This window comes from Caldisalinibacter kiritimatiensis (assembly GCF_000387765.1).
Classification (GTDB): Bacteria; Bacillota; Clostridia; order Tissierellales; family Caldisalinibacteraceae; genus Caldisalinibacter; species Caldisalinibacter kiritimatiensis.
Map to the genome: position 1 here is coordinate 1 of NZ_ARZA01000262.1, position 20,705 is coordinate 20,705.

The window sequence follows — 20,705 nt, forward strand, 5'->3', positions numbered from 1 at the left end:
GATAGACAAATCTAACTTTAAATTGGTCCCGTGAGGCCAATAAGAAAGATGGTGTCTGTGATGGTTACTTATACACTTTTTTTATGGAATAATATTTATAAAGTTAATAACAATAAACTGTTGGAAAATAAAGGTATATTATTTGCGACTATTATACCTTTTATTGGTAATGAATTTAAGAGGATAGTGATGAGATTGTTTATTTAATCTCATTGCTATCCTCTTTTTGTATATTAACAAAGAAATGGAGGGATTATGAGATGAAAGGATACTTGATATTAGAAAATGGTATGGTTTTTAACGGAAAAGCATTTGGATATATAAAAGAGAGTGTTGGAGAAGTAGTTTTTAATACAGGAATGACAGGTTATCAAGAAGTGATTACAGACCCATCATATTATGGACAGATTGTGACTATGACATATCCCCTTATTGGGAATTACGGGATAAATTTAGAGGATATGGAATCAACTACACCAAAGGTTAGAGGTTTCATAGTTAAAGAAAAGGCTGATTATCCAAATAATTGGAGATGTGAAATGAAGCTAGATGCATACTTAAAACAAAATAAAGTTGTAGGTCTTGAAGGTATAGATACGAGAGCATTGACAAAAGTGATTAGGAACCACGGAACTATGAGAGGAATTATTTCACTAAAGGAGTTAACTAAATCAGAGGTACAACAAAAGCTACAAAGCTTTAATAATACTTACGCAGTAAAAAAAGTAACTACTGATAAAGTTTATACAATCGAAGGAACAGGAAAACATGTAGCCGTTCTAGATTTTGGTATCAAACAAAATATAATACGCTCTCTAAAGAAAAGAAATTGTAAGATAACAATATTTCCTGCTTATACAAGCTATGAAGAAATACTTAAAGTTAACCCAGATTTGATATTTTTATCAAATGGGCCTGGTGACCCGAAGGATTTAAAAGAAATAATAGATACTATAAAGAATTTAATAGAGAAAAAGCCTATAGCAGGTATTTGCCTTGGACATCAATTATTAGCTTTAAGTTTAGGTGGAAATACAGAAAAATTGAAGTTTGGACATAGAGGTTGTAATCACCCAGTAAAGGATTTAAATAGCAATAGAGTTTATATCACTTCTCAAAATCATGGTTACGTAGTAAAGGATTTACCTGAGGAAATGATAAAGACCCATATTAACTTAAATGATAGTACTATAGAGGGAATGAGACATAAGACTTTACCTATATATAGTGTACAGTTCCATCCAGAGGCATCACCAGGACCTATGGATACAGGCTATATTTTCGATGAATTTTTGGATTTGGATTAATAAAAAGCGTAAAAGAAGACGTACAAGTTGACGCTATAGTAGACGTAAAAGAAAACGGAAAAAGAGTGAAGGTATTCACTAATTTTTATGACATAAATATAGCTAACAGTTAATATCAAAAAACGAACAGCGAAAGACGAAAAGCTTATTTCCTATAATTTTTAAATTTTGTTTGAGGAGGATTAATATGCCGAAGAATAATGATATAAAGAAAGTGTTAGTAATAGGTTCAGGTCCAATTATAATAGGACAGGCTGCAGAATTTGATTACTCAGGAACACAGGCTTGTCAAGCTTTAAAAGAAGAAGGGGTAGAAGTAGTTCTTATAAACAGTAACCCAGCTACTATAATGACTGATAAAGAGATTGCAGACAAAGTATATATAGAGCCTTTAACAGTGGAATTTGTAGAGAAAGTGATTGAAAAGGAAAGACCTGATAGTCTACTAGCTGGAATGGGAGGTCAAACTGGATTAAATCTTGCTGTTGAATTATCAGATAAGGGTATATTAGACAAATACGATGTAAAGGTAATAGGAACATCAATAGAATCAATAAAAAAAGGTGAAGATAGGGAATCCTTTAGAGTATTAATGGAAGAGATAAATCAGCCAACTATAGAAAGTAAAATTGTAACTGACCTTGAAATAGGTATAGACTTTGCCGAAAAAATCGGATATCCAGTAGTAGTAAGACCTGCATACACATTAGGAGGAACTGGGGGAGGTATCGCTGAAAATGAAGATGAACTTAAAGAGATATTAAGTCAAGGTTTAAGTTTAAGTCGGGTGGGTCAAGTATTATTAGAAAAAAGTATTAAAGGATGGAAAGAGATAGAGTACGAAGTAATGAGGGATAGTTATGGTAACTGTATTACCGTATGTAATATGGAGAATATCGACCCGGTTGGAGTTCATACAGGAGATAGTATAGTAGTAGCTCCAAGCCAAACCCTATCAGACAAAGAATATCAAATGCTAAGAACTGCTGCAGTAGATATAATAAATGCAATAGGTATAGAAGGTGGATGTAATGTACAATTTGCCCTTGACCCAGATAGCTTTAACTATGTAGTTATAGAAGTTAATCCAAGGGTGAGTCGTTCCTCAGCACTGGCTTCTAAGGCTACAGGTTATCCTATAGCAAAGGTGGCTGCAAAGATAGCACTAGGCTACGGACTTGATGAAATAAAAAATGCAGTTACACAGAAAACTTATGCTTGCTTTGAACCTTCATTAGATTATGTGGTTGTTAAGATACCTAAGTGGCCCTTTGATAAGTTTCGCCAAGCAAAGCGATATTTAGGTACTAAAATGATGGCAACCGGTGAAATTATGGCTATAGGTAATAACTTTGAAGCTGCTTTTCTGAAAGGGATACGCTCGTTAGAAATAGGTAAATATTCTTTAGTACATGAAGAAGCAGCTAAAAGGAGCTTAAAGGAGTTAAAGGAAAGGGTAATGGTTCCAGATGATGAGAGAATATTTGATTTAGCAGAGATGTTAAGAAGAGATTACAGTATTCAAAAGGTATCAGAGATAACAGGGATAGATAGATTCTTTATAAGTAAAATAAAATGGATTGTAGACCAAGAAGAAAAATTAAGAAATTCAAAGGTAGAGGACTTGAATAAAGAATGGTTGTATTTATTAAAGAAAAAGGGATTTTCAGATAAAGGTATAGCAGATTTATTAAGAGTTAGTCCAATGTATATATACGAAAAGAGAAAAATGTGGGGGATCGAATCAGTATACAAAATGGTAGATACCTGTGCAGGAGAATTTGAAGCAATGACACCATACTATTATTCAACATATGATGAATTTGACGAAGTAGAGGTAAACGATAAAAAGAAAATCATGGTTATAGGCTCTGGACCTATTCGAATAGGACAGGGGATAGAATTTGATTATTGTTCAGTTCACAGTGTATTGGCCCTTAAAAAATTGGGAATAGAAACTATAATAGTAAACAATAATCCTGAAACAGTAAGTACAGACTTTGACATAGCAGATAAATTATATTTCGAACCATTAACAGAGGAAGATGTGTTAAATATTATTGAGAAGGAAAGACCAGATGGAGTTATATTACAATTTGGAGGACAAACAGCTATAAAATTAGCTAATTTCTTAAAAGAGATGGATATACCTGTACTTGGTACAAAACCTGATAAAATTGATGCGGCAGAGGATAGAAAGAAATTTGATGAGCTTCTAGAGAGATTAAATATAAAAAGACCAAAAGGAAAGGCCATTTGGAGTATAGAGGAAGGTCTTAATGAAGCTAAAAGATTAGGATATCCAATATTAGTAAGACCTTCATACGTTTTAGGTGGAATGGGTATGGAAATTACCTATAATAAAGAGGAATTAACACAATATTTAAAGGAAGCCCTTAAAAGAGATTCAAAAAATCCAGTTCTTATCGATAAGTACCTATTAGGTAAAGAAATAGAAGTAGATGCGATATGTGATGGTGAAGATATACTAATACCAGGTATTATGGAGCATTTAGAAAGGGCTGGGGTACATTCAGGAGATAGTATAACTATATATCCTAGTCAAAATATTAGTGAAAATACGAAGAAAAAGATACTAGAATATACTAAAAAAATAGCACTAGGATTAGATGTTATAGCAATGGTTAATATTCAATTTATAGAATATGAGAAAGAGTTATATATTATAGAGGTAAATCCACGTTCTAGTCGTACAGTACCTTATATAAGTAAAGTAAGTGGTGTTCCTATTGTAGAGCTGGCAACTAGAGTAATGCTAGGTGAAAAGTTAAAAAAGCTACAATATGGAATAGGTCTATATAAAGAATCTGATTTAATCGCTGTAAAGGTCCCAGTATTCTCAACTCAAAAGCTACCACAGGTAGAAGTAAGTTTAGGACCAGAAATGAGGTCTACAGGGGAAGTATTAGGTGTAGGTACTACATTAGAACAGGCTCTTTATAAAGGATTGATAGCTGCAGGTATGAATTTAGATAAAAAGAACAAAACAATACTAGTTACCCTTAATAACCATGATAAAGAAAGGTTTATACCTACAGCCAAGGAATTAGAGAAGTTAGGGTATAAATTTATGGCTACTGAAGGAACTGCAAAATTACTGAGAAGTCAAGGGATAGAGGTTACTGAAACAAAGAAGATAAGAGAGGGAGTTCCTAACATATTAGATATAATCAGAAGTGGAATGATTGATTTTGTGATAAATACTCCTACTAAGGGGAATGATTCTAAAAGGGATGGGTTTGTTATTAGAAGAATAGCAGTAGAAACTTCTATAGATGTGTTTACTTCATTGGATACAGTGGAGGCATTAGTAGATATATTAAAGGATAAGATTACAAATGGGGAACTAGATGTGTACGAAATAAAGTAAGAGAAATTTAAAATTGAAAATTAAAAAAGTAAAATAAAAAGTATGAAGCGAAAGAAAATGAGAAAATGGCTATTTGCCACTCGCTGTTCGTCTTTCGCTAAAAAGTATATTGATTAGAGATTTAGTTGTCGAGGGATGCCCACGTCCCTCGACTAATTTTTATTTTAAGTCAAGTAAGTGACCTTACAATAAAAAGTAAAATAAAAAGCGAAGAGAAAAGTACAAATCCCCTGTCCACTAAAAAGCGAGCTTTGCTCGCTTTTTCATATTTCTGTAAATAATGTGATAGAATATAGGGGAGAAATAAAACGAGGGGGCTTCATATGTGTGGTAGATATTATCTAAACTTAGAAATTGACGACATAATGAAAAGATATGGGATATTTGATTTAGATATAGATTTTTCACCTAAAAATGAAATATTTCCATCTCAAGAGTCAATAGTTGTCATTGGACAAAATACTAAAGAAATAAAATTATTGAAGTGGGGGTTTGCTCCTTCATTTACAAAGAGATTGATTATAAACGCTAGGAGTGAAACAGTTGATAAAAAGCCAACCTTTAGAGATTCCTTTATAAGAAGAAGGTGTATAATACCAGCTAATGGATTTTTTGAGTGGGAGAACAATGAAAATAAGAGCATAAAACGAAGAATAAGACTTAAAGATAATTCAATTTTTTCAATAGCAGGTATATATAACACTTTTAAAGATAAAAATGGGGAATACTTTGAGGCTTTTACTATTTTAACAACAGAAGCAAATAAGGATATAAGTAGAATTCATAATAGAATACCTGTAATTATACATAAGGATAAAGAGGATATGTGGTTAGATCACGATATTAAAGATTTAAGGTTATTAAAAGAGTTAATGAAATCTTATAAAGGGGAATTAGTTGTGGAATAATGTATTTAAGATAATAGTTTGATTTGTAATTATAAGGAGGAACAAGATGGCACATACAAAATGGTATAAAAAGAGTATAGATGAGGTAGTTAATGAGTTAAATGTTGACTTAAATAAGGGATTATCAAATGAAGAAGTAAAAAATAGAAAAGAAAAATATGGTGCTAACGAATTGAGAGAAGGAGAAAGAATATCTCCTTTAAGAAGATTTTTAAATCAATTCAAGGATTTTATGGTGATTATACTTATTATAGCAGCTATTGTATCAGGAGCTTTAGGAGAAATAAGTGACACAATTATAATATTTATTGTAGTTTTATTAAATGCGACATTAGGGTTTATACAGGAAAATAGAGCAGAAGAGTCTTTAAGAGCATTAAAGAGTATGTCCACACCTCAAGCAAAGGTATTGCGTAATGGAAATATAATAGAGGTTAAATCTCCAGAGATTGTACCAGGGGACATAGTTATATTAGAAGCTGGGGATTTTATTCCAGCAGACGGTAGAATTATTGAAAGTGCAAACTTAATGATAGAAGAGTCAGCGCTGACAGGAGAGTCTGTACCTGTAAGTAAAAATACAGATATACCAGAGGGTGATGAAGTACCTATTGGTGATAGAAAAAATATGGTATTTTCAACAGGACTAGTTACCCATGGAAGGGGTAAATTCATTGTAACCGATACAGGTATGAATACAGAGATAGGTAAAATAGCAGAAATGCTTGAATCTCAAGAAGACTTGAAAACGCCTCTACAAGAAAAGCTAGAGGGATTAGGAAAATGGTTAGGTATTATAGCATTAGGTATATGTGCGATCATATTTGCAATAGGTACATTTCAAGGAAGACCAGTATTCGATATGTTTATGCTTGCAGTATCGTTAGCAGTTGCAGCTATTCCTGAAGGATTACCTGCTATTGTAACTATAGTTCTTTCTCTAGGCGTACAAAGAATGATAAAGAAAAATGCTATAATAAGGAAGCTTCCAGCTGTGGAGACTTTAGGAACAGCTTCAGTTATATGCTCTGATAAAACTGGAACGCTTACACAGAATAAAATGACAGTAACTAAAGTATATACTTATAATGATTTAAATGATATAAATCAATTCGACATAAACCAATTTGATAAGAATTTAGCTGTACAAGTAGGTTTATTATGTAATGATTCATCTATACAGGAAGATGATGGAGAAAAGAGAACTATAGGTGACCCAACAGAGATAGCCCTTGTAGTATTGGCATATGAAAAAGGAATGCTTAAAAAGGAGCAGGAATCTGAATTACCAAGGGTAGAAGAAATTCCATTTGAGTCAGATAGAAAATTAATGTCTACTATACATAAAACAGATGACAAGTATAGAGTATTTACTAAAGGTGCAATTGATGTTTTACTAGACAGATGTAACAAGGTACTTATAGGTGAGGAAATTAAAGATATAACTGAAGAAATAAAGAAAGATATTAAGAAAGCAAATGAAAATATGGCTGCTGATGCATTAAGGGTTCTAGGTTTAGCATTTAAAGATATATCCAATATACCAGAGAAAGTAACAAGTGATACAATAGAAAATGATTTAGTTTTTGTTGGTATGGTAGGCATGATAGACCCTCCAAGGGAAGAAGTAAAGGCAGCAGTAGATAAATGTAAAAGAGCAGGAATTAAGCCTGTTATGATAACTGGTGATTATAAGGTTACAGCTATGGCTATAGCTAAAGAACTAGGTATATTACAAAAAGAGAGCGAAGCAGTAGAAGGTAGAGCTATAGAAAACATGTCAGATGATGAGCTTTATGAAAATGTTACTAAATATTCAGTTTATGCTAGAGTATCACCTGAGCATAAGGTTAGGATAGTAAAAGCATGGCAAAGACATGGCAAAATAGTGGCAATGACAGGGGACGGAGTAAATGATGCTCCAGCTCTTAAGAGAGCTAATATAGGATGTGCAATGGGAATAACAGGTACTGATGTATCTAAGGAAGCTTCAGATATGATACTTACAGATGATAACTTTGCAACTATTGTTGCTGCAGTAGAAGAAGGTAGAACTATATATGATAATATAAAGAAGTCTATACATTTCCTATTATCATGTAATATCGGTGAGATAATAGCTTTATTAATAGCAATATTATTAAATTTACCAGCTCCATTACTTCCTATCCATATACTATGGGTAAACCTTGTAACAGATAGTTTTCCAGCATTAGCTTTAGGAGTTGACCCTGCAGAACCAGATATTATGAATAGAAAACCAAGGGACCCTAAAGTAGGCATATTTGCAGGTGGGCTAGGGTTACAAATAGTACTTGAAGGTGCTATTGTGGGGTTAGTAACACTGCTGGCTTTTTATATAGGAAGATATGTAAACTTAGAAACAGGAATAACAATGGCATTTGTAACATTATCCTTTGCTCAGTTAGTCCATAGTTTAAACGTTAGATCTATTAATAAATCAATATTTAAATTAGGATTATTTTCTAATAAGTATCAAATAGCAGGTATATTTACATCAGTTTTACTTACTATTGGTGTAGTGTTTATACCTTTTATTAGAGAAGTTTTCAAATTATCATTAATTGATGGAGCACATTGGTTATATGCTATTCTATTATCATTTGTACCATTAGTGGTTGTTGAGATAGCTAAGCTTATAAAAACACAAGTAAAGGGGAGTTAAACTCAAATGATATTTGAAAACAGCAACTTATATATAGAAACTGATTTTGAGATAAGAGTAATAAGGGAAACTGAAGAAGATATGGATATAATTATTCCATTAGAAGATAGAACTTTAAATGTAGTTATGGAGGATTTGCCAGAATATTTAGTTTCCAGATTTCAGTTACCAGTAGTAAAAAACATAATAGTGAGGTTTTGCAAAACGAATGAAAATAATATTTGCACTATTCATTTATTAAGAAACATAGATTTAAAGTCATCTATAATGAATTTTGAGATAGATTATAGCAAGGTTTATTTAAAAATAAAAAATAAGGATTATTTCACCCAGTTTAATATAATGAAAAAGGATAACTAATAATAAATATACTGAAGGAAATACTAAGAATGTAATGAAAATGTGTATAGAGGAGATGAAGAGTAAGTAATGGGTGAAAAAGAAAAAATTCTAGATTCTCTTAATAATTTACTTCAAGGAGAATATATGGCAATAGAAGGGTACAACATTTTTATAAACCATATAGATGACCCAAGGTTAAAAAATGAATTTCAAAATATTCAACAAGATCACAGAAGACACGCAGCATTACTAGCAGAGCGAATTCAAAATTATGATGACATGCCAAGGGAGAAAACAGGATTTAAAGGAGCTATGGCAGATACTATGCTAAAAATGGATCTTTCTGTTCGTGATGATGCACCTCACATTCTAAGGAAAGCCTATGAAGGAGAAGGTAAAGGTATAAAAATGGCAGAGGAAGTAGTCAGAGGAGATTTAGATTCTGAGTCCCGAGAGCTAGTAGGAGAGATTTTATCTGAAGACCGTAAACATTTAGATAGAATGAGAAAATTAATGGAAGAATATTAAAAATGAACGGCCCTTAGTAGGCCGTTATTCGTTTATGTGCTGATACCTTCTTTCTTTTGTTAATATTGACCGGGAATATGAAGTTACATATGTACCGTGTTTATCATAATATTTTTTTAAATTGTAAACTCCCCTATTGTATTCGGAGAGTATTTTATGATAGTTATCACCGTAAGCGTTTTTCAGGATATAAAGGTATATTGCACCTAATCCTATATTATATTCTGGATTATATATATTGTTTTTGTCATATTTTAAATCTAATATATAACCATAGTTTTGAGCTAACCACTTTTCTGTTTCGGGTATTAATTGACAGTAACCTCTATCGAAGTTTTTACCTACTTCATATTGTTTGAAATTGCTTTCATGCTCAATAAGAGCTAACATAAGAGAGAGGGGAATGTCTAGTTTATTGCAATAGCTTACAATTATACTTGAAGTTATTAAATCTAAAGGAGTGGAATTTACTATTTCTGATACTTTTTCTAAATCTTCTTTATTATTAATATCAATATACTTTTTTAATTTATTTACTTGGGAAATTTTATTAGGCAATAATGGGTCATTTATATATTTGTTTATATTTTTTATATTATTTATAGTTTCAGTTATTGAATTATAATTATAATCTATTAAGTTAATGTTATCACTAGCTAGTTTAGAAGTTTCCTTACTAATCATATGCATGTCCACTATAATATAAAAAAGTATAGATACAATAATTAACGCAGCGATTAAAACAAAAATTATAAATATTTTGAATTTTAAAATTACATCCATGAATTTCACCTCTATTTATAAGCTGTTAGTTCTAAGTTCTTGGCTCTTAGCCACTAACAACTAACACGTCTTTTAGCACGTTTACTTACGTTTCCTTTCACGTAATTTAGTCAATATCTAATGGCGAAAAGCGAAAAGCTGAATTTATTATCATTTATTGACAAGAAAATTCTATGTTATACATATTTTACATCAAATGCCAAGAAAAAATCAAAAAAAATATCTTGACACTATTATAAAAAGATTTTATAATAGTAGTTGTCGATAATATTTCGAACAAGTGAATATGCGGGTGTGGCGGAATTGGCAGACGCGCTAGACTTAGGATCTAGTGCCTTTGGCGTGGGGGTTCGAGTCCCTCCACCCGCACCAGTAAAAAACAATGGTTCAACCATTGTTTTTTTTTTTACACACACATAGAAAATCATAATTAAATTAAATTTGTGAATAAAATATAATTTTAAAGCTACTAACTACTTGCTACTAACCACTAACTAACAAAATCGACGAAGTCGACTTTGTTATATTATAAAAGTAAATAGATTGGAATAATAAATGAATATTATAGTTTTCTGGTGGTAAATTAGGTAGTGCATAAAACAGTTCTATTATAGTTAATATCAATGTTGGATATTAGAATTATTTATGGTATAATATAATGGTTAATTGGACGGGGATGTAGAAAAATGTAGTAATAAATGAAAAATAAAATAGAAAATGTAAGAAGTAAAACTAAATTGTTTATCAGCTGTTATTAAAGAATTGATTGAAAAAAGTTGATAATTAGTTATTCTGGGCGTTTTTTTATAAGTCTATTTATAAGTTCTTTAGGACATTAAGTATAAAAAGATTTTTTCTAAGAACTAAGAGCTAGGAACCAATAATTCAGTTAAAACTACTAACTAACAAAGTATTGTTAAATGCTTTCTGTTATATTACATATAGTCTGCTTTGCAATAAATATTTACCATTGACTTAATATGAGGTGAACTTATATAGATTAACCAAAATCTCAAATTTAAAAGAAATAAGATAAGGAGGAAAAAAGATATGAAATCACAAGTTATAAGCAAAGAAAATACTAAAGTTACTTTAGAAATTGAGGTAGATGTAGAAAAATTTGAAGAGGCTGTACAAAAGTCATATCTAAAAAACAGAAAGAGATTTAATATACCAGGATTCAGAAAAGGAAAAGCTCCAAGAAAGATTATTGAGTCTAGATATGGTAAAGGTATATTTTATGAAGATGCAATCAATATAGTATTACCTGAAGCATATGATAAAGCAATTGAAGAAAATGAACTTGAGCCAATTGACAGACCTTCTATTGATATCAAAGAATTAGAAGATAATAAACCAGTAGTATTTACAGTTGAGGTTACTGTTAAGCCAGAAGTTAAATTAGGAGACTATAAAGGAATAGAAGTTGAAAAAGTAGAGTATAATGTTACTGAGGAAGATGTAGAAGAAGAGATTAAAAGAATGCAAGAAAGAAATGCTAGATTAGTTGAAGTACAAGATAGAGCAGTAAAAGAAGGAGACATTTTAACTATAGACTATAAAGGATTTGCTGATGGAGAACAATTTGAAGGAGGAACTGCTGAGAACCAAACTTTAGAAATAGGTTCAGGAAGATTTATCCCTGGATTTGAAGACCAGTTAGTAGGGAAAAATAAAGGTGACGAAGTAGAAGTTAATGTTACATTCCCTGAAGATTATCATGCTGAAGATTTAGCAGGAAAAGAAGCTAAATTTGAAGTAAAAATCCATGAAATAAAAGAAAAAGAATTACCAGAATTAGATGATGAATTTGCTAAAGATGTTAGTGAATTTGACACATTAGATGAATTAAAAGAGGACTTAAAGAAAAGACTAGAAGAACAAGCTGAAAACAGAGAAAAAGTAGAAAATGAAAATAATGTAATTGAAAAAGTATTAGAAAATACAGAAGTTGAAGTACCAGAAGTATTAGTAGACAGAGAAATTGATTATCAAGTAAGAGATTTTGAACAAAGATTATTAATGCAAGGTTTAAAATTAGACCAATATCTAGAAATGACAAACACTAAGTTAGAAGATGTAAAAGAGCAAATAAGACCAAATGCAGAAAAAGCTGCAAAAACTGATTTAGTATTAGAAGCTATAAGTGAAGCGGAAAATATTGAAGCAACAGATGAAGATTTAGATAAGGAATTAGAGAGAATGGCAGAACAGTACAATCAAGATGCAGATAAGTTCAAAGAAAATATGAGAAAAGGTGATTTAGAATATCTAAAAGTGGGTATAATCAAAAGAAAGACTGTAGAGTTCTTAGTAGAGAATGCTAAGCTTGTGTAGAATAATAAACCAGGAGGGATGACATATGGCTTTAGTACCGGTAGTTGTTGAACAAACTAATAGAGGAGAAAGGTCATACGATATTTATTCTAGACTCTTAAAAGAGAGAATAATATTTATCAGTGACGAGATAAACGATGCTACTGCAAGTTTAGTAGTTGCGCAACTACTATTTTTAGAAGCAGATGATCCAGATAAGGATATACAATTGTATATAAACAGTCCTGGTGGTTCAATTACTTCAGGATTTGCAATATATGATACTATGCAATATATAAAGCCAGATGTATCAACTATTTGTATAGGTATGGCTGCCAGCATGGGAGCATTCTTACTTGCTGCAGGAGCTAAAGGTAAAAGATATGCATTACCAAATGCAGAAGTAATGATTCATCAGCCTTTAGGTGGAACAAGAGGGCAAGCAGAAGATATAAAAATCCATGCTGAAAGAATTATTAAAATGAGAGAACAAATAAACAAGATATTAAGTGAAAGAACTGGTCAGCCATATGATAAGGTATCAAGAGACACAGACAGAGACTTTTTCATGACATCGCAGGAAGCAAAAGAATATGGTATAATAGACGAAGTAATTACTTTTAGGAAATAACTTTTAGGAGAGGTGTCATAATGTCCAGATTTGATGAAAAACAACTTAAATGTTCATTCTGTGGAAAATCACAGGAACAGGTGAGAAGGTTAATTGCTGGACCAAATGTTTATATATGCGATGAATGTATACAGCTGTGTCAAGAAATAATTGAAGAAGAATTTGAAGAAAATATAGAACTTGAAATGAAGGAACTACCAAAACCAAAAGAAATTAAGGATATACTTGACCAGTATGTAATAAAGCAGGATAGAGCAAAAAGGTCTTTAGCAGTTGCTGTATATAATCATTACAAAAGAATAAATCAAAAGACTAATAGTGAAGATGTAGAATTACAGAAAAGTAATATAGTTATGATTGGCCCAACAGGTTCAGGTAAGACGTTATTAGCACAAACATTAGCTAAGCTATTAAATGTACCTTTCGCTATAGCTGATGCAACGTCATTAACTGAAGCTGGGTATGTAGGTGAAGATGTAGAAAATATTATCTTAAAACTGATACAGGCAGCAGATTATGATATAGAAAGAGCAGAAAAAGGGATAATATATATAGATGAAATAGACAAGATTGCTAGAAAATCAGATAATCCATCTATTACAAGAGATGTAAGTGGTGAAGGTGTTCAACAGGCACTTCTAAAGATTTTAGAAGGTACAGTAGCCAGTGTACCACCTCAAGGTGGAAGAAAACATCCACACCAAGAATTTATTCAAATTGATACTACTAACATCTTGTTTATAGTAGGTGGAGCATTTGATGGTATTGACAAAATAATTCAAAATAGAATAGGTAAAAAATCCATGGGATTTGGTGCTGAAATAAAAAGTAAAGAAGTTAAAAATATAGGAGAACTATTAAAGCATATTCAGCCAGAGGATTTACTAAAGTATGGTTTGATACCAGAGTTTGTAGGAAGGCTTCCGATAGTAGTTACTTTAGATAAATTAGATGAAGATGCTTTAGTGGATATTTTAACTAAGCCTAAGAATTCTCTTGTTAAGCAGTACAAAGAATTATTTAAAATGGATGGCGTAGAATTAGAGATTGAAGATGAAGCACTAAAATTAGTAGCTAAAAAAGCAATAGAAAGAAATACAGGAGCTAGAGGACTTAGAGGTATATTAGAAGATGTTATGCTTGACATAATGTATGAAATACCATCAAGAGAAGACATAGAAAAATGTGTTATAACTAAAGAAACAATTTCAAATAAAACAGAACCAACGTTAGTTCTTTCTGAAAAGAGAAAAAAGAAAAAAGCAAAAAAGTCTAAGAAAGAAGAATCAGCTTCTTAAAAAGTACCCACAAAGGTGGGTGCTTTTTTAATATGCAATTTTTCAGTGGATTAGAATAAAAAAAGGTGATTCTGTTTAAAATTAAAAATAAAGAAGAATTAAACTTATTCTTAAGAAAGGATTAATTCATATGCTTATCGTTTTCATTAGAGCAGTATTACTGTATATATTTGTTCTTGTATCAATAAGAATAATGGGAAAAGGTGAATTAGCTCAGATGCAGCCCTTTGAATTTGTAATAACTATAATGATGGCAGAACTAGCTGTATTACCAATGGAAGATTTAGGTGCTCCTTTAATTAATGGGATTGTAGCAATTAGTACGTTATTAATATTACAAATACTAATTTCATATATTACTTTAAAAAGTCAAAGGGCAAGAAAAATTATTTGTGGAAAACCAAGTATTCTCGTAAACAAGGGGAAAATAAATGAAGGTGAATTACAGAGATTAAGAATTAATATAAATGATTTAATGGAACAGCTTAGAGCTAAAAACTATCCAGTACTTCAAGATGTTGAATTTGCTATTCTTGAGACAAATGGCGATTTAAGTGTAATTCCAAAGCCTAATAAGCAAAATGTTACAATTGAAGACCTTCAGCTTCAAGGGTCATATGATGGTTTACCAACTTCACTTATAATTGACGGTCATATAAAGTATGATAATCTTAGTGAATTAAACTTAACTGAAGAGTGGTTAGCTAAAGAACTAAAAAAACATGGTATAAAAGACCCAAAGAAAGTATTGTTTTCATATGTAGATGCTAACAAGAACGTATTTGTTCAAAAAAAGAACGAGATAAAGGAGTAGTACAATGAGAGCAGTAAGATTTGTCATTTTAGTATTAGTAGTAATAGTAATAGGTTGGGGACTTATTTATAATTTTGTAGAAAAAAATACTTCTGAGTTTATAAACAATTTAGATGATTTAAGTAAGAAAGTAGAAAATAATGATTGGGAGGGTGCTAAAATCCAATTTTATAAGATTGAAAAGAAATGGGATAAAGCAAAAAATACGTGGAGTATAATACTAGACCATCATGAAATTGACAATATTGATTTATCAATTGCTAAAGCTAGTAAATATATTAAAACTCAAGATTCTTCTTTATCTCTTGGTGAAATAGAAGTTTTAAGAAAACTATTTGGAATTGTAAGAGAAAATGAGGCATTAACTATAACAAATATTTTTTAATCTGTTAGGTTTCGTTTTAACAGTTTATAATAAATAAGTGCATATTGACTATAAAGTTTTTTAAAAAGAAAAACTCACCATATGTAGGTGAGTTGTATGTGTTTATAAAGAAGATACTCAAGTTATTAAATAAAAATTTTGTAAAAGAAGGTATAGATTTGAGTACTTTGTTTTGTTGTTATTCAGCTCTTCTCTACTATAGTTATAGGAGTTATACACAGTAGAAAATATAGAAGAAGTAATAAAGTAATCTATTATAGATAATAATGATGAAAGAAATATAAAAGATACAGGTGAAGGTAGTAATGAAGTTTTAATAGCAAAAGGGTTAGATATAAGATAATTTATTGAAAATACTTATTCATTAAAATAAAATAGTATTGAGAAATGATGATTGTGAGGTGTATTTGTGGGATTAATTTCTTATATATTATTTTTTTCTTCAATACTATTAGTGCTAATACTGATGAGACAGTATTTTGAGATGTGGATAATATTAGATAGATTAGGATTGAAGTTATGTAAATATTTTCTACCTATATTGGAAATTACTTTATTGTTATTATTAGATGATTTATTTTTACTACCATCTGTAATAATATTTTTATTGTTGATATATGATGGTAAAGTGTTAAAGGATAAAGCATTTAGGAAATTTTACACTATAAGTAAAAAAAATTTCATGATTAACAAAAAGACGTTTTGGTTTATTGTATTTTTATCACCAGTAATATTTTACTTATTAAATATTACATCTAGTATTATACTGGATATTATTAATAAGTTGAATTTTGATATAACCATTAATGAAGCAGATTTATCGAGTGGAAATAAGAAATTTATTGACTATGTATCACTATTTGGGGTAACATGTATAATAGCACCTATTGTGGAAGAATTTACGTTTAGAGTATTAATATACAGAAATTGGCTACCTAAATTTTTTAATAAGAAGGTAATATCTCTTTTGATATCTTCCTTAATTTTTACAATTAGTCACTTTGAGATTGAGATGATGCCATATACACTACTAACAGGTATAATATTAGGAATCACATATGATTTTTTTGGTTACCTTGGTTCAGTTTTACTTCATTCATTATTAAATTTTTTTACCTTTGTACATATATGGGCTATTATAAATAATAGTAAAGTAGTAATAATAATTTATATTGCTATTATTTTTATGTTTATAAAAATAAATATTTTAGATAAGAAGAGAAAATATGATGCAAAAATATAAATATAAATTGTATATTTACATGTATATGTGTTAAAATTATAATTCAGATACAAGAAAATGATTAATGAATATAAAAGTAAATTTACATATATAGTTGAGTCTAAATACATGTAAGAAAGCAGATTAAAAATGTACTATTCGATAAGTTACATCCTTATAAAGACAAGGAGTTGATAATATGGAAAAGTATAAGGTAAAGACTATTAAAAAAACTATGCCGTTAATACCTCTTAGAGGATTATCAGTTTTTCCTTATATGGTAATTCATTTTGATGTAGGTAGAGATAAATCAATAAAGGCATTAGAAGAGGCTATGGTTAATGATTCCTTAATCTTTTTACCAACTCAAAAAGAAGCTAAAGTTGAAATGCCAACACCAGATGATTTCTATCATGTAGGAACAGTTTGTAAAATTAAACAAATGTTAAAACTACCAGGGGATACAATTAGAGTTCTAGTCGAAGGTATCAATAGAGCTAAAATAGTTGAAGTATTACAGGAAGACCCATATTTTGAAACAGAAATTGAAGAATTAATTTATGAAGCTCAAGAAGAGTATGATAAAGAAACGGAAGCAATAATGAGGTCAGTTTTAGATACATTTGAAGAATATATAAGTATAGGCAATAAAGTAACTCCAGATGTATTAGTGTCAGTTTCTGAAATAAAAGACCCGGGTAGATTAGCCGATGTTATAGCTTCATATGTGTACTTAAAGCCAGAGGATAAACAAAAACTTTTAGAGGCTTTCCATCCTCATAAAAGATTAGAAACATTACAGATTATCTTAAAGGAAGAAATAGAAGTACTTAAGATTGAAGAAAAGATTAGTAAAAGAGTGAAGAAGCAAATAAGTAAAGTACAAAAAGAATATTATCTTAAAGAGCAAATGAAGGCAATACAAAAGGAACTAGGAGAAGAAGATGGAGTAGAGCAGGAAGTAGAAGAATATAAAGAAAAGATAAATAAAGTAAAAATGCCTAAAGAAGTAAAGGAAAAGGCAATAAATGAAGCTGAAAGACTATTAAAACTTAATCCAGCTTCAGCAGAAGTAGGAGTTATTAGAACATATCTTGATTGGATAGTAAATTTACCTTGGAATAAACAAACTAGAGATAGAGTAGACATTAAGAAGTCAAGGGAAATATTAGATAAAGACCATTATGGATTAAAGGATGTAAAAGAAAGAATACTAGAGTATCTAGCTGTAAGGCATTTATCTAAAAATATGAAAGGTCCTATTTTATGTTTAGTTGGTCCTCCAGGTGTAGGTAAGACCTCTATTGCAAAATCAATAGCTAAAGCTTTAAATAGAAAATTTGTCAGAATGTCATTAGGTGGAGTAAGAGACGAAGCTGAAATAAGAGGACATAGAAGAACTTATGTAGGTGCAATACCAGGTAGAATAATATCATCGATAAAAAAGGTAGGGTCAAAAAATCCTGTATTCTTATTTGATGAAATAGATAAACTTGCCAGTGATTTTAGAGGTGACCCAGCATCAGCATTGTTAGAGGTACTTGACCCAGAACAAAATAGTACATTTACAGACCATTTCTTAGAAGCACCTTTTGATTTATCAAAGGTAATGTTTATAACAACAGCAAATACAACAAGTACAATACCAAGACCATTATTAGATAGAATGGAAGTTATACGTATATCTGGATATACAGAAGAAGAAAAGGTAGAGATAGCTAAAAGATATTTAATACCAAAGCAAATAAAAGAGCATGGGTTAAAAGAAGAGAATGTAAATATTTCAGAGAATGTAATAAGGGATGTAATAAATAGATATACAAGGGAAGCAGGAGTAAGAAATCTTGAAAGAACTATAGCTAATATAATTAGAAAAGCAGCTAAGAGGATAGTAGAGGAGAAACTGAAATCTGTAAGGGTAAATACAAATACATTAGAGAAATATTTAGGAGTACCGAGGTATAGATATGGAACAGCAGAAAAGGAAAATCAAGTGGGATTAGCTATAGGACTTGCTTGGACTCCTGTAGGAGGAGATACGTTGTCTATAGAAGTTAATATGATGAAAGGAAAGGGTAAGCTTCAGTTAACAGGACAACTAGGAGATGTTATGAAAGAGTCCGCAATGACAGGGATAAGTTATATAAGGTCAAAAGCTGAAGAGTTAGACATAGATGAGAAGTTTTATGAAGAAATGGATATACACATTCATGTGCCAGAAGGAGCTATACCCAAGGATGGACCATCCGCAGGTATAACTATGGCAACAGCTGTAATATCAGCATTAACTGACATACCTGTAAACAGTAATGTTGCTATGACAGGAGAAATAACTTTAAGAGGTAGAGTTCTTCCTGTAGGTGGAATTAAGGAGAAAGTATTAGCAGCCAATAGAGCTGGTATAACTAAGATACTTTTACCTGAAGATAACAAAAAAGATATGGAGGAAATACCTGGTAAAGTTAAGAGAAAAGTTCAGTTTGTATTCGTTAAAAATATGGATGAAGTACTAGAACACGCTTTAGTAAAAGAGGATGGTAAAGATGAAAGTAAATAAGGCAGAATTATTAATAACAGCAGTTAAGCAAAGTCAATATCCAGAAGAAGGGCCATTAGAAATAGCTTTAGCAGGTAGGTCAAATGTTGGAAAGTCTTCACTAATTAATACACTAATCAATAGAAAAAATTTAGCTAGAACTAGTTCAAAACCAGGAAAAACTCAAACAATAAATTTTTATAACATTAATGACCAATTTAGATTTGTAGACTTACCGGGATATGGATATGCTAAAGTATCTTTAAAAGAGAGAAAAAAATGGGGTAAGATGATAGAAAATTATTTAGTAAACAGAAAGACACTAGCAGAAGTTTTTCTGTTAGTAGATATAAGACATTCTCCAGGTGAGCACGATAAAGTTATGTATGATTGGATAAAGTCCTTTGGATTTAATGGGATAGTAATAGCTACAAAGGCCGATAAAATATCTAGAGGTAAACAAGCTAAGCATATTTCTATGTTACAGAGAGAGTTAGGCGTTGAGAATAGGGAGTTAATTATTCCTTTCTCAGCTACTAAAAAGACAAATAAGGACAAGATATGGAATGTTATAAAGGAAATTTTAATGGTTAATAGTGAATAGAAAAAAAGCAGCTTTGCTGCTTTTTTATATTTCCGCTAAAATCATACCCATAACAATCAGTATACTTCCTATAATACCTTTAGTTGACATTACTTCACCTAGCAAAATAAATGCAAATATTGCTGAAAATACAGGTTCAGCAGTATATATTAATGCTGTATGAGTTGGTGATGTAAATTTTTGCATAGTATTTTGAATGATATAAGCTCCAGAGGTTGCTAATATACCTGTAATGAATATACCTATCCATATATCAGTAGTAGTAGGGATAATAAAAGGTTTAGAAGTAGTAAATGAAAAAATAAGACTTAACACTCCTACTACTCCAATTTGAATTACTGCCAATGCAATAGAGTCAACTTGTGTAGTGTATTTGCCAACAAGTATAATATGAAAAGCAAATGCAAAAGCACATAAAAGAGTATAAAAATCACCTATGTTAAAGGTTAGGTCAGTATTAAGAGTCATAAGCCCTAAGCCAACTATCGCAAATAGTACACCTATTATAGATGAGCCTTTAGGCATTCTTTTCAATAAAAGAGCAGAAACAATTGGTACTATGACAACAGAAAAGCCTGTGATAAATCCTGATTTTGATGCAGTAGTATAATTAAGTCCTAAAGTTTGAAATGCATACCCAGCAAAAAGCACACTTCCTATTAGTGTACCGTATAGGAGTGTTTTAGTATTAGTATTTTTCATATTTTTATAAAAAAATATAGCTGAAAATAAAAAAGCTAATATAAACCTAAGTGATAAGAAGTTATATGTAGGTATATCTTTTAGTGCATTTTTAGTTATTACAAAAGTTGTCCCCCACACAACTGTTACTAATAGCAACGCTAAATCTGCTTTTAATTGTTTTTTCACAAAAATTCCCCCCTTTTTATGCTATTAATAGCTCGTTGCAGAACTCTACAACTCGCATAAATACTGCATTTTATTTATTTAAAT

General features: G+C 30.7%; 16 protein-coding genes and 1 tRNA gene. 15 read left to right on the forward strand and 2 right to left on the reverse strand.

Annotated features, from left to right (window positions below; genetic code table 11):
* Positions 1–260 precede the first annotated feature (260 nt).
* The 6 genes from L21TH_RS11775 (at position 261) to L21TH_RS11800 (ending at position 9,162) form a co-directional block, all read left to right on the forward strand.
* Positions 261–1,307: a carbamoyl phosphate synthase small subunit gene (locus tag L21TH_RS11775; protein WP_006316695.1), complete on the forward strand. Its 1,047-nt coding sequence runs from the start codon at positions 261–263 to the stop codon at positions 1,305–1,307.
* Between the two features lie 187 nt (positions 1,308–1,494).
* Complete coding sequence (carB, locus tag L21TH_RS11780) at positions 1,495–4,698, forward strand: carbamoyl-phosphate synthase large subunit (protein ID WP_006316696.1); 3,204 nt, start codon at positions 1,495–1,497, stop codon at positions 4,696–4,698.
* Positions 4,699–5,021: 323 nt separating this feature from the next.
* Complete coding sequence (locus L21TH_RS11785; protein ID WP_006316697.1) at positions 5,022–5,606, forward strand: SOS response-associated peptidase; 585 nt, start codon at positions 5,022–5,024, stop codon at positions 5,604–5,606.
* Positions 5,607–5,652: 46 nt separating this feature from the next.
* Positions 5,653–8,292 (forward strand): calcium-transporting P-type ATPase, PMR1-type, encoded by a 2,640-nt coding sequence (locus tag L21TH_RS11790; RefSeq protein WP_006316698.1) that lies wholly within the window; start codon positions 5,653–5,655, stop codon positions 8,290–8,292.
* A 6-nt stretch (positions 8,293–8,298) separates the two neighbouring features.
* Positions 8,299–8,652, forward strand: coding sequence for a hypothetical protein (locus tag L21TH_RS11795; protein WP_006316699.1), 354 nt, complete (start codon positions 8,299–8,301; stop codon positions 8,650–8,652).
* A 69-nt stretch (positions 8,653–8,721) separates the two neighbouring features.
* Positions 8,722–9,162: a DUF2383 domain-containing protein gene (locus tag L21TH_RS11800; protein ID WP_006316700.1), complete on the forward strand. Its 441-nt coding sequence runs from the start codon at positions 8,722–8,724 to the stop codon at positions 9,160–9,162.
* Between the two features lie 24 nt (positions 9,163–9,186).
* Here L21TH_RS11800 and L21TH_RS11805 read toward each other — a convergent pair whose 3' ends face one another.
* Positions 9,187–9,945, reverse strand: a complete 759-nt coding sequence (locus L21TH_RS11805) for a lytic transglycosylase domain-containing protein (protein WP_006316701.1) — start codon at positions 9,943–9,945, stop codon at positions 9,187–9,189.
* 288 nt (positions 9,946–10,233) lie between these two features.
* Between L21TH_RS11805 and L21TH_RS11810 the strand changes: the two genes are divergently transcribed.
* The 9 genes from L21TH_RS11810 to yihA all read left to right on the forward strand — a co-directional run bounded on the left by L21TH_RS11810 (position 10,234) and on the right by yihA (position 19,751).
* Positions 10,234–10,317 (forward strand) — tRNA-Leu (locus L21TH_RS11810).
* A gap of 678 nt (positions 10,318–10,995) precedes the next feature.
* Positions 10,996–12,282: a trigger factor gene (gene tig, locus L21TH_RS11815; protein WP_006316702.1), complete on the forward strand. Its 1,287-nt coding sequence runs from the start codon at positions 10,996–10,998 to the stop codon at positions 12,280–12,282.
* A gap of 25 nt (positions 12,283–12,307) precedes the next feature.
* Positions 12,308–12,892 carry an ATP-dependent Clp endopeptidase proteolytic subunit ClpP gene (gene clpP, locus L21TH_RS11820; protein WP_006316704.1) on the forward strand — a complete coding sequence of 195 codons (585 nt, stop codon included), beginning with the start codon at positions 12,308–12,310 and terminating at the stop codon, positions 12,890–12,892.
* A gap of 20 nt (positions 12,893–12,912) precedes the next feature.
* Positions 12,913–14,190, forward strand: coding sequence for an ATP-dependent Clp protease ATP-binding subunit ClpX (gene clpX / locus L21TH_RS11825; RefSeq protein WP_006316705.1), 1,278 nt, complete (start codon positions 12,913–12,915; stop codon positions 14,188–14,190).
* A gap of 130 nt (positions 14,191–14,320) precedes the next feature.
* On the forward strand, positions 14,321–15,004 hold the full coding sequence (locus tag L21TH_RS11830; protein ID WP_034430071.1) for a DUF421 domain-containing protein: 684 nt from the start codon (positions 14,321–14,323) through the stop codon (positions 15,002–15,004).
* A gap of 4 nt (positions 15,005–15,008) precedes the next feature.
* A complete protein-coding gene (locus L21TH_RS11835) occupies positions 15,009–15,389 on the forward strand; it encodes a DUF4363 family protein (RefSeq protein ID WP_006316713.1) in 381 nt (126 codons plus the stop codon).
* 409 nt (positions 15,390–15,798) lie between these two features.
* Positions 15,799–16,632: a CPBP family intramembrane glutamic endopeptidase gene (locus L21TH_RS11840; protein ID WP_006316714.1), complete on the forward strand. Its 834-nt coding sequence runs from the start codon at positions 15,799–15,801 to the stop codon at positions 16,630–16,632.
* 178 nt (positions 16,633–16,810) lie between these two features.
* Positions 16,811–19,168 carry an endopeptidase La gene (lon, locus tag L21TH_RS11845; protein ID WP_006316715.1) on the forward strand — a complete coding sequence of 786 codons (2,358 nt, stop codon included), beginning with the start codon at positions 16,811–16,813 and terminating at the stop codon, positions 19,166–19,168.
* Positions 19,155–19,751, forward strand: a complete 597-nt coding sequence (gene yihA / locus L21TH_RS11850) for a ribosome biogenesis GTP-binding protein YihA/YsxC (protein ID WP_006316716.1) — start codon at positions 19,155–19,157, stop codon at positions 19,749–19,751. Before lon ends, yihA begins: the two co-directional genes overlap by 14 nt.
* Positions 19,752–19,775: 24 nt before the next feature.
* Here the strand turns inward: yihA and L21TH_RS11855 are convergent, their stop codons facing one another.
* On the reverse strand, positions 19,776–20,621 hold the full coding sequence (locus L21TH_RS11855; RefSeq protein WP_006316717.1) for a DMT family transporter: 846 nt from the start codon (positions 20,619–20,621) through the stop codon (positions 19,776–19,778).
* Positions 20,622–20,705 lie beyond the last annotated feature (84 nt).

What these genes read in the sequence shown, in the direction of transcription:
- L21TH_RS11775 (WP_006316695.1), top strand. Translation starts at nt 261, where the DNA reads ATGAAAGGATACTTGATATTAGAAAATGGTATGGTTTTTAACGGAAAA.
- carB (WP_006316696.1), top strand. Translation starts at nt 1,495, where the DNA reads ATGCCGAAGAATAATGATATAAAGAAAGTGTTAGTAATAGGTTCAGGT.
- L21TH_RS11785 (WP_006316697.1), top strand. Translation starts at nt 5,022, where the DNA reads ATGTGTGGTAGATATTATCTAAACTTAGAAATTGACGACATAATGAAA.
- L21TH_RS11790 (WP_006316698.1), top strand. Translation starts at nt 5,653, where the DNA reads ATGGCACATACAAAATGGTATAAAAAGAGTATAGATGAGGTAGTTAAT.
- L21TH_RS11795 (WP_006316699.1), top strand. Translation starts at nt 8,299, where the DNA reads ATGATATTTGAAAACAGCAACTTATATATAGAAACTGATTTTGAGATA.
- L21TH_RS11800 (WP_006316700.1), top strand. Translation starts at nt 8,722, where the DNA reads ATGGGTGAAAAAGAAAAAATTCTAGATTCTCTTAATAATTTACTTCAA.
- L21TH_RS11805 (WP_006316701.1), bottom strand. Translation starts at nt 9,945, where the DNA reads ATGGATGTAATTTTAAAATTCAAAATATTTATAATTTTTGTTTTAATC.
- tig (WP_006316702.1), top strand. Translation starts at nt 10,996, where the DNA reads ATGAAATCACAAGTTATAAGCAAAGAAAATACTAAAGTTACTTTAGAA.
- clpP (WP_006316704.1), top strand. Translation starts at nt 12,308, where the DNA reads ATGGCTTTAGTACCGGTAGTTGTTGAACAAACTAATAGAGGAGAAAGG.
- clpX (WP_006316705.1), top strand. Translation starts at nt 12,913, where the DNA reads ATGTCCAGATTTGATGAAAAACAACTTAAATGTTCATTCTGTGGAAAA.
- L21TH_RS11830 (WP_034430071.1), top strand. Translation starts at nt 14,321, where the DNA reads ATGCTTATCGTTTTCATTAGAGCAGTATTACTGTATATATTTGTTCTT.
- L21TH_RS11835 (WP_006316713.1), top strand. Translation starts at nt 15,009, where the DNA reads ATGAGAGCAGTAAGATTTGTCATTTTAGTATTAGTAGTAATAGTAATA.
- lon (WP_006316715.1), top strand. Translation starts at nt 16,811, where the DNA reads ATGGAAAAGTATAAGGTAAAGACTATTAAAAAAACTATGCCGTTAATA.
- yihA (WP_006316716.1), top strand. Translation starts at nt 19,155, where the DNA reads ATGAAAGTAAATAAGGCAGAATTATTAATAACAGCAGTTAAGCAAAGT.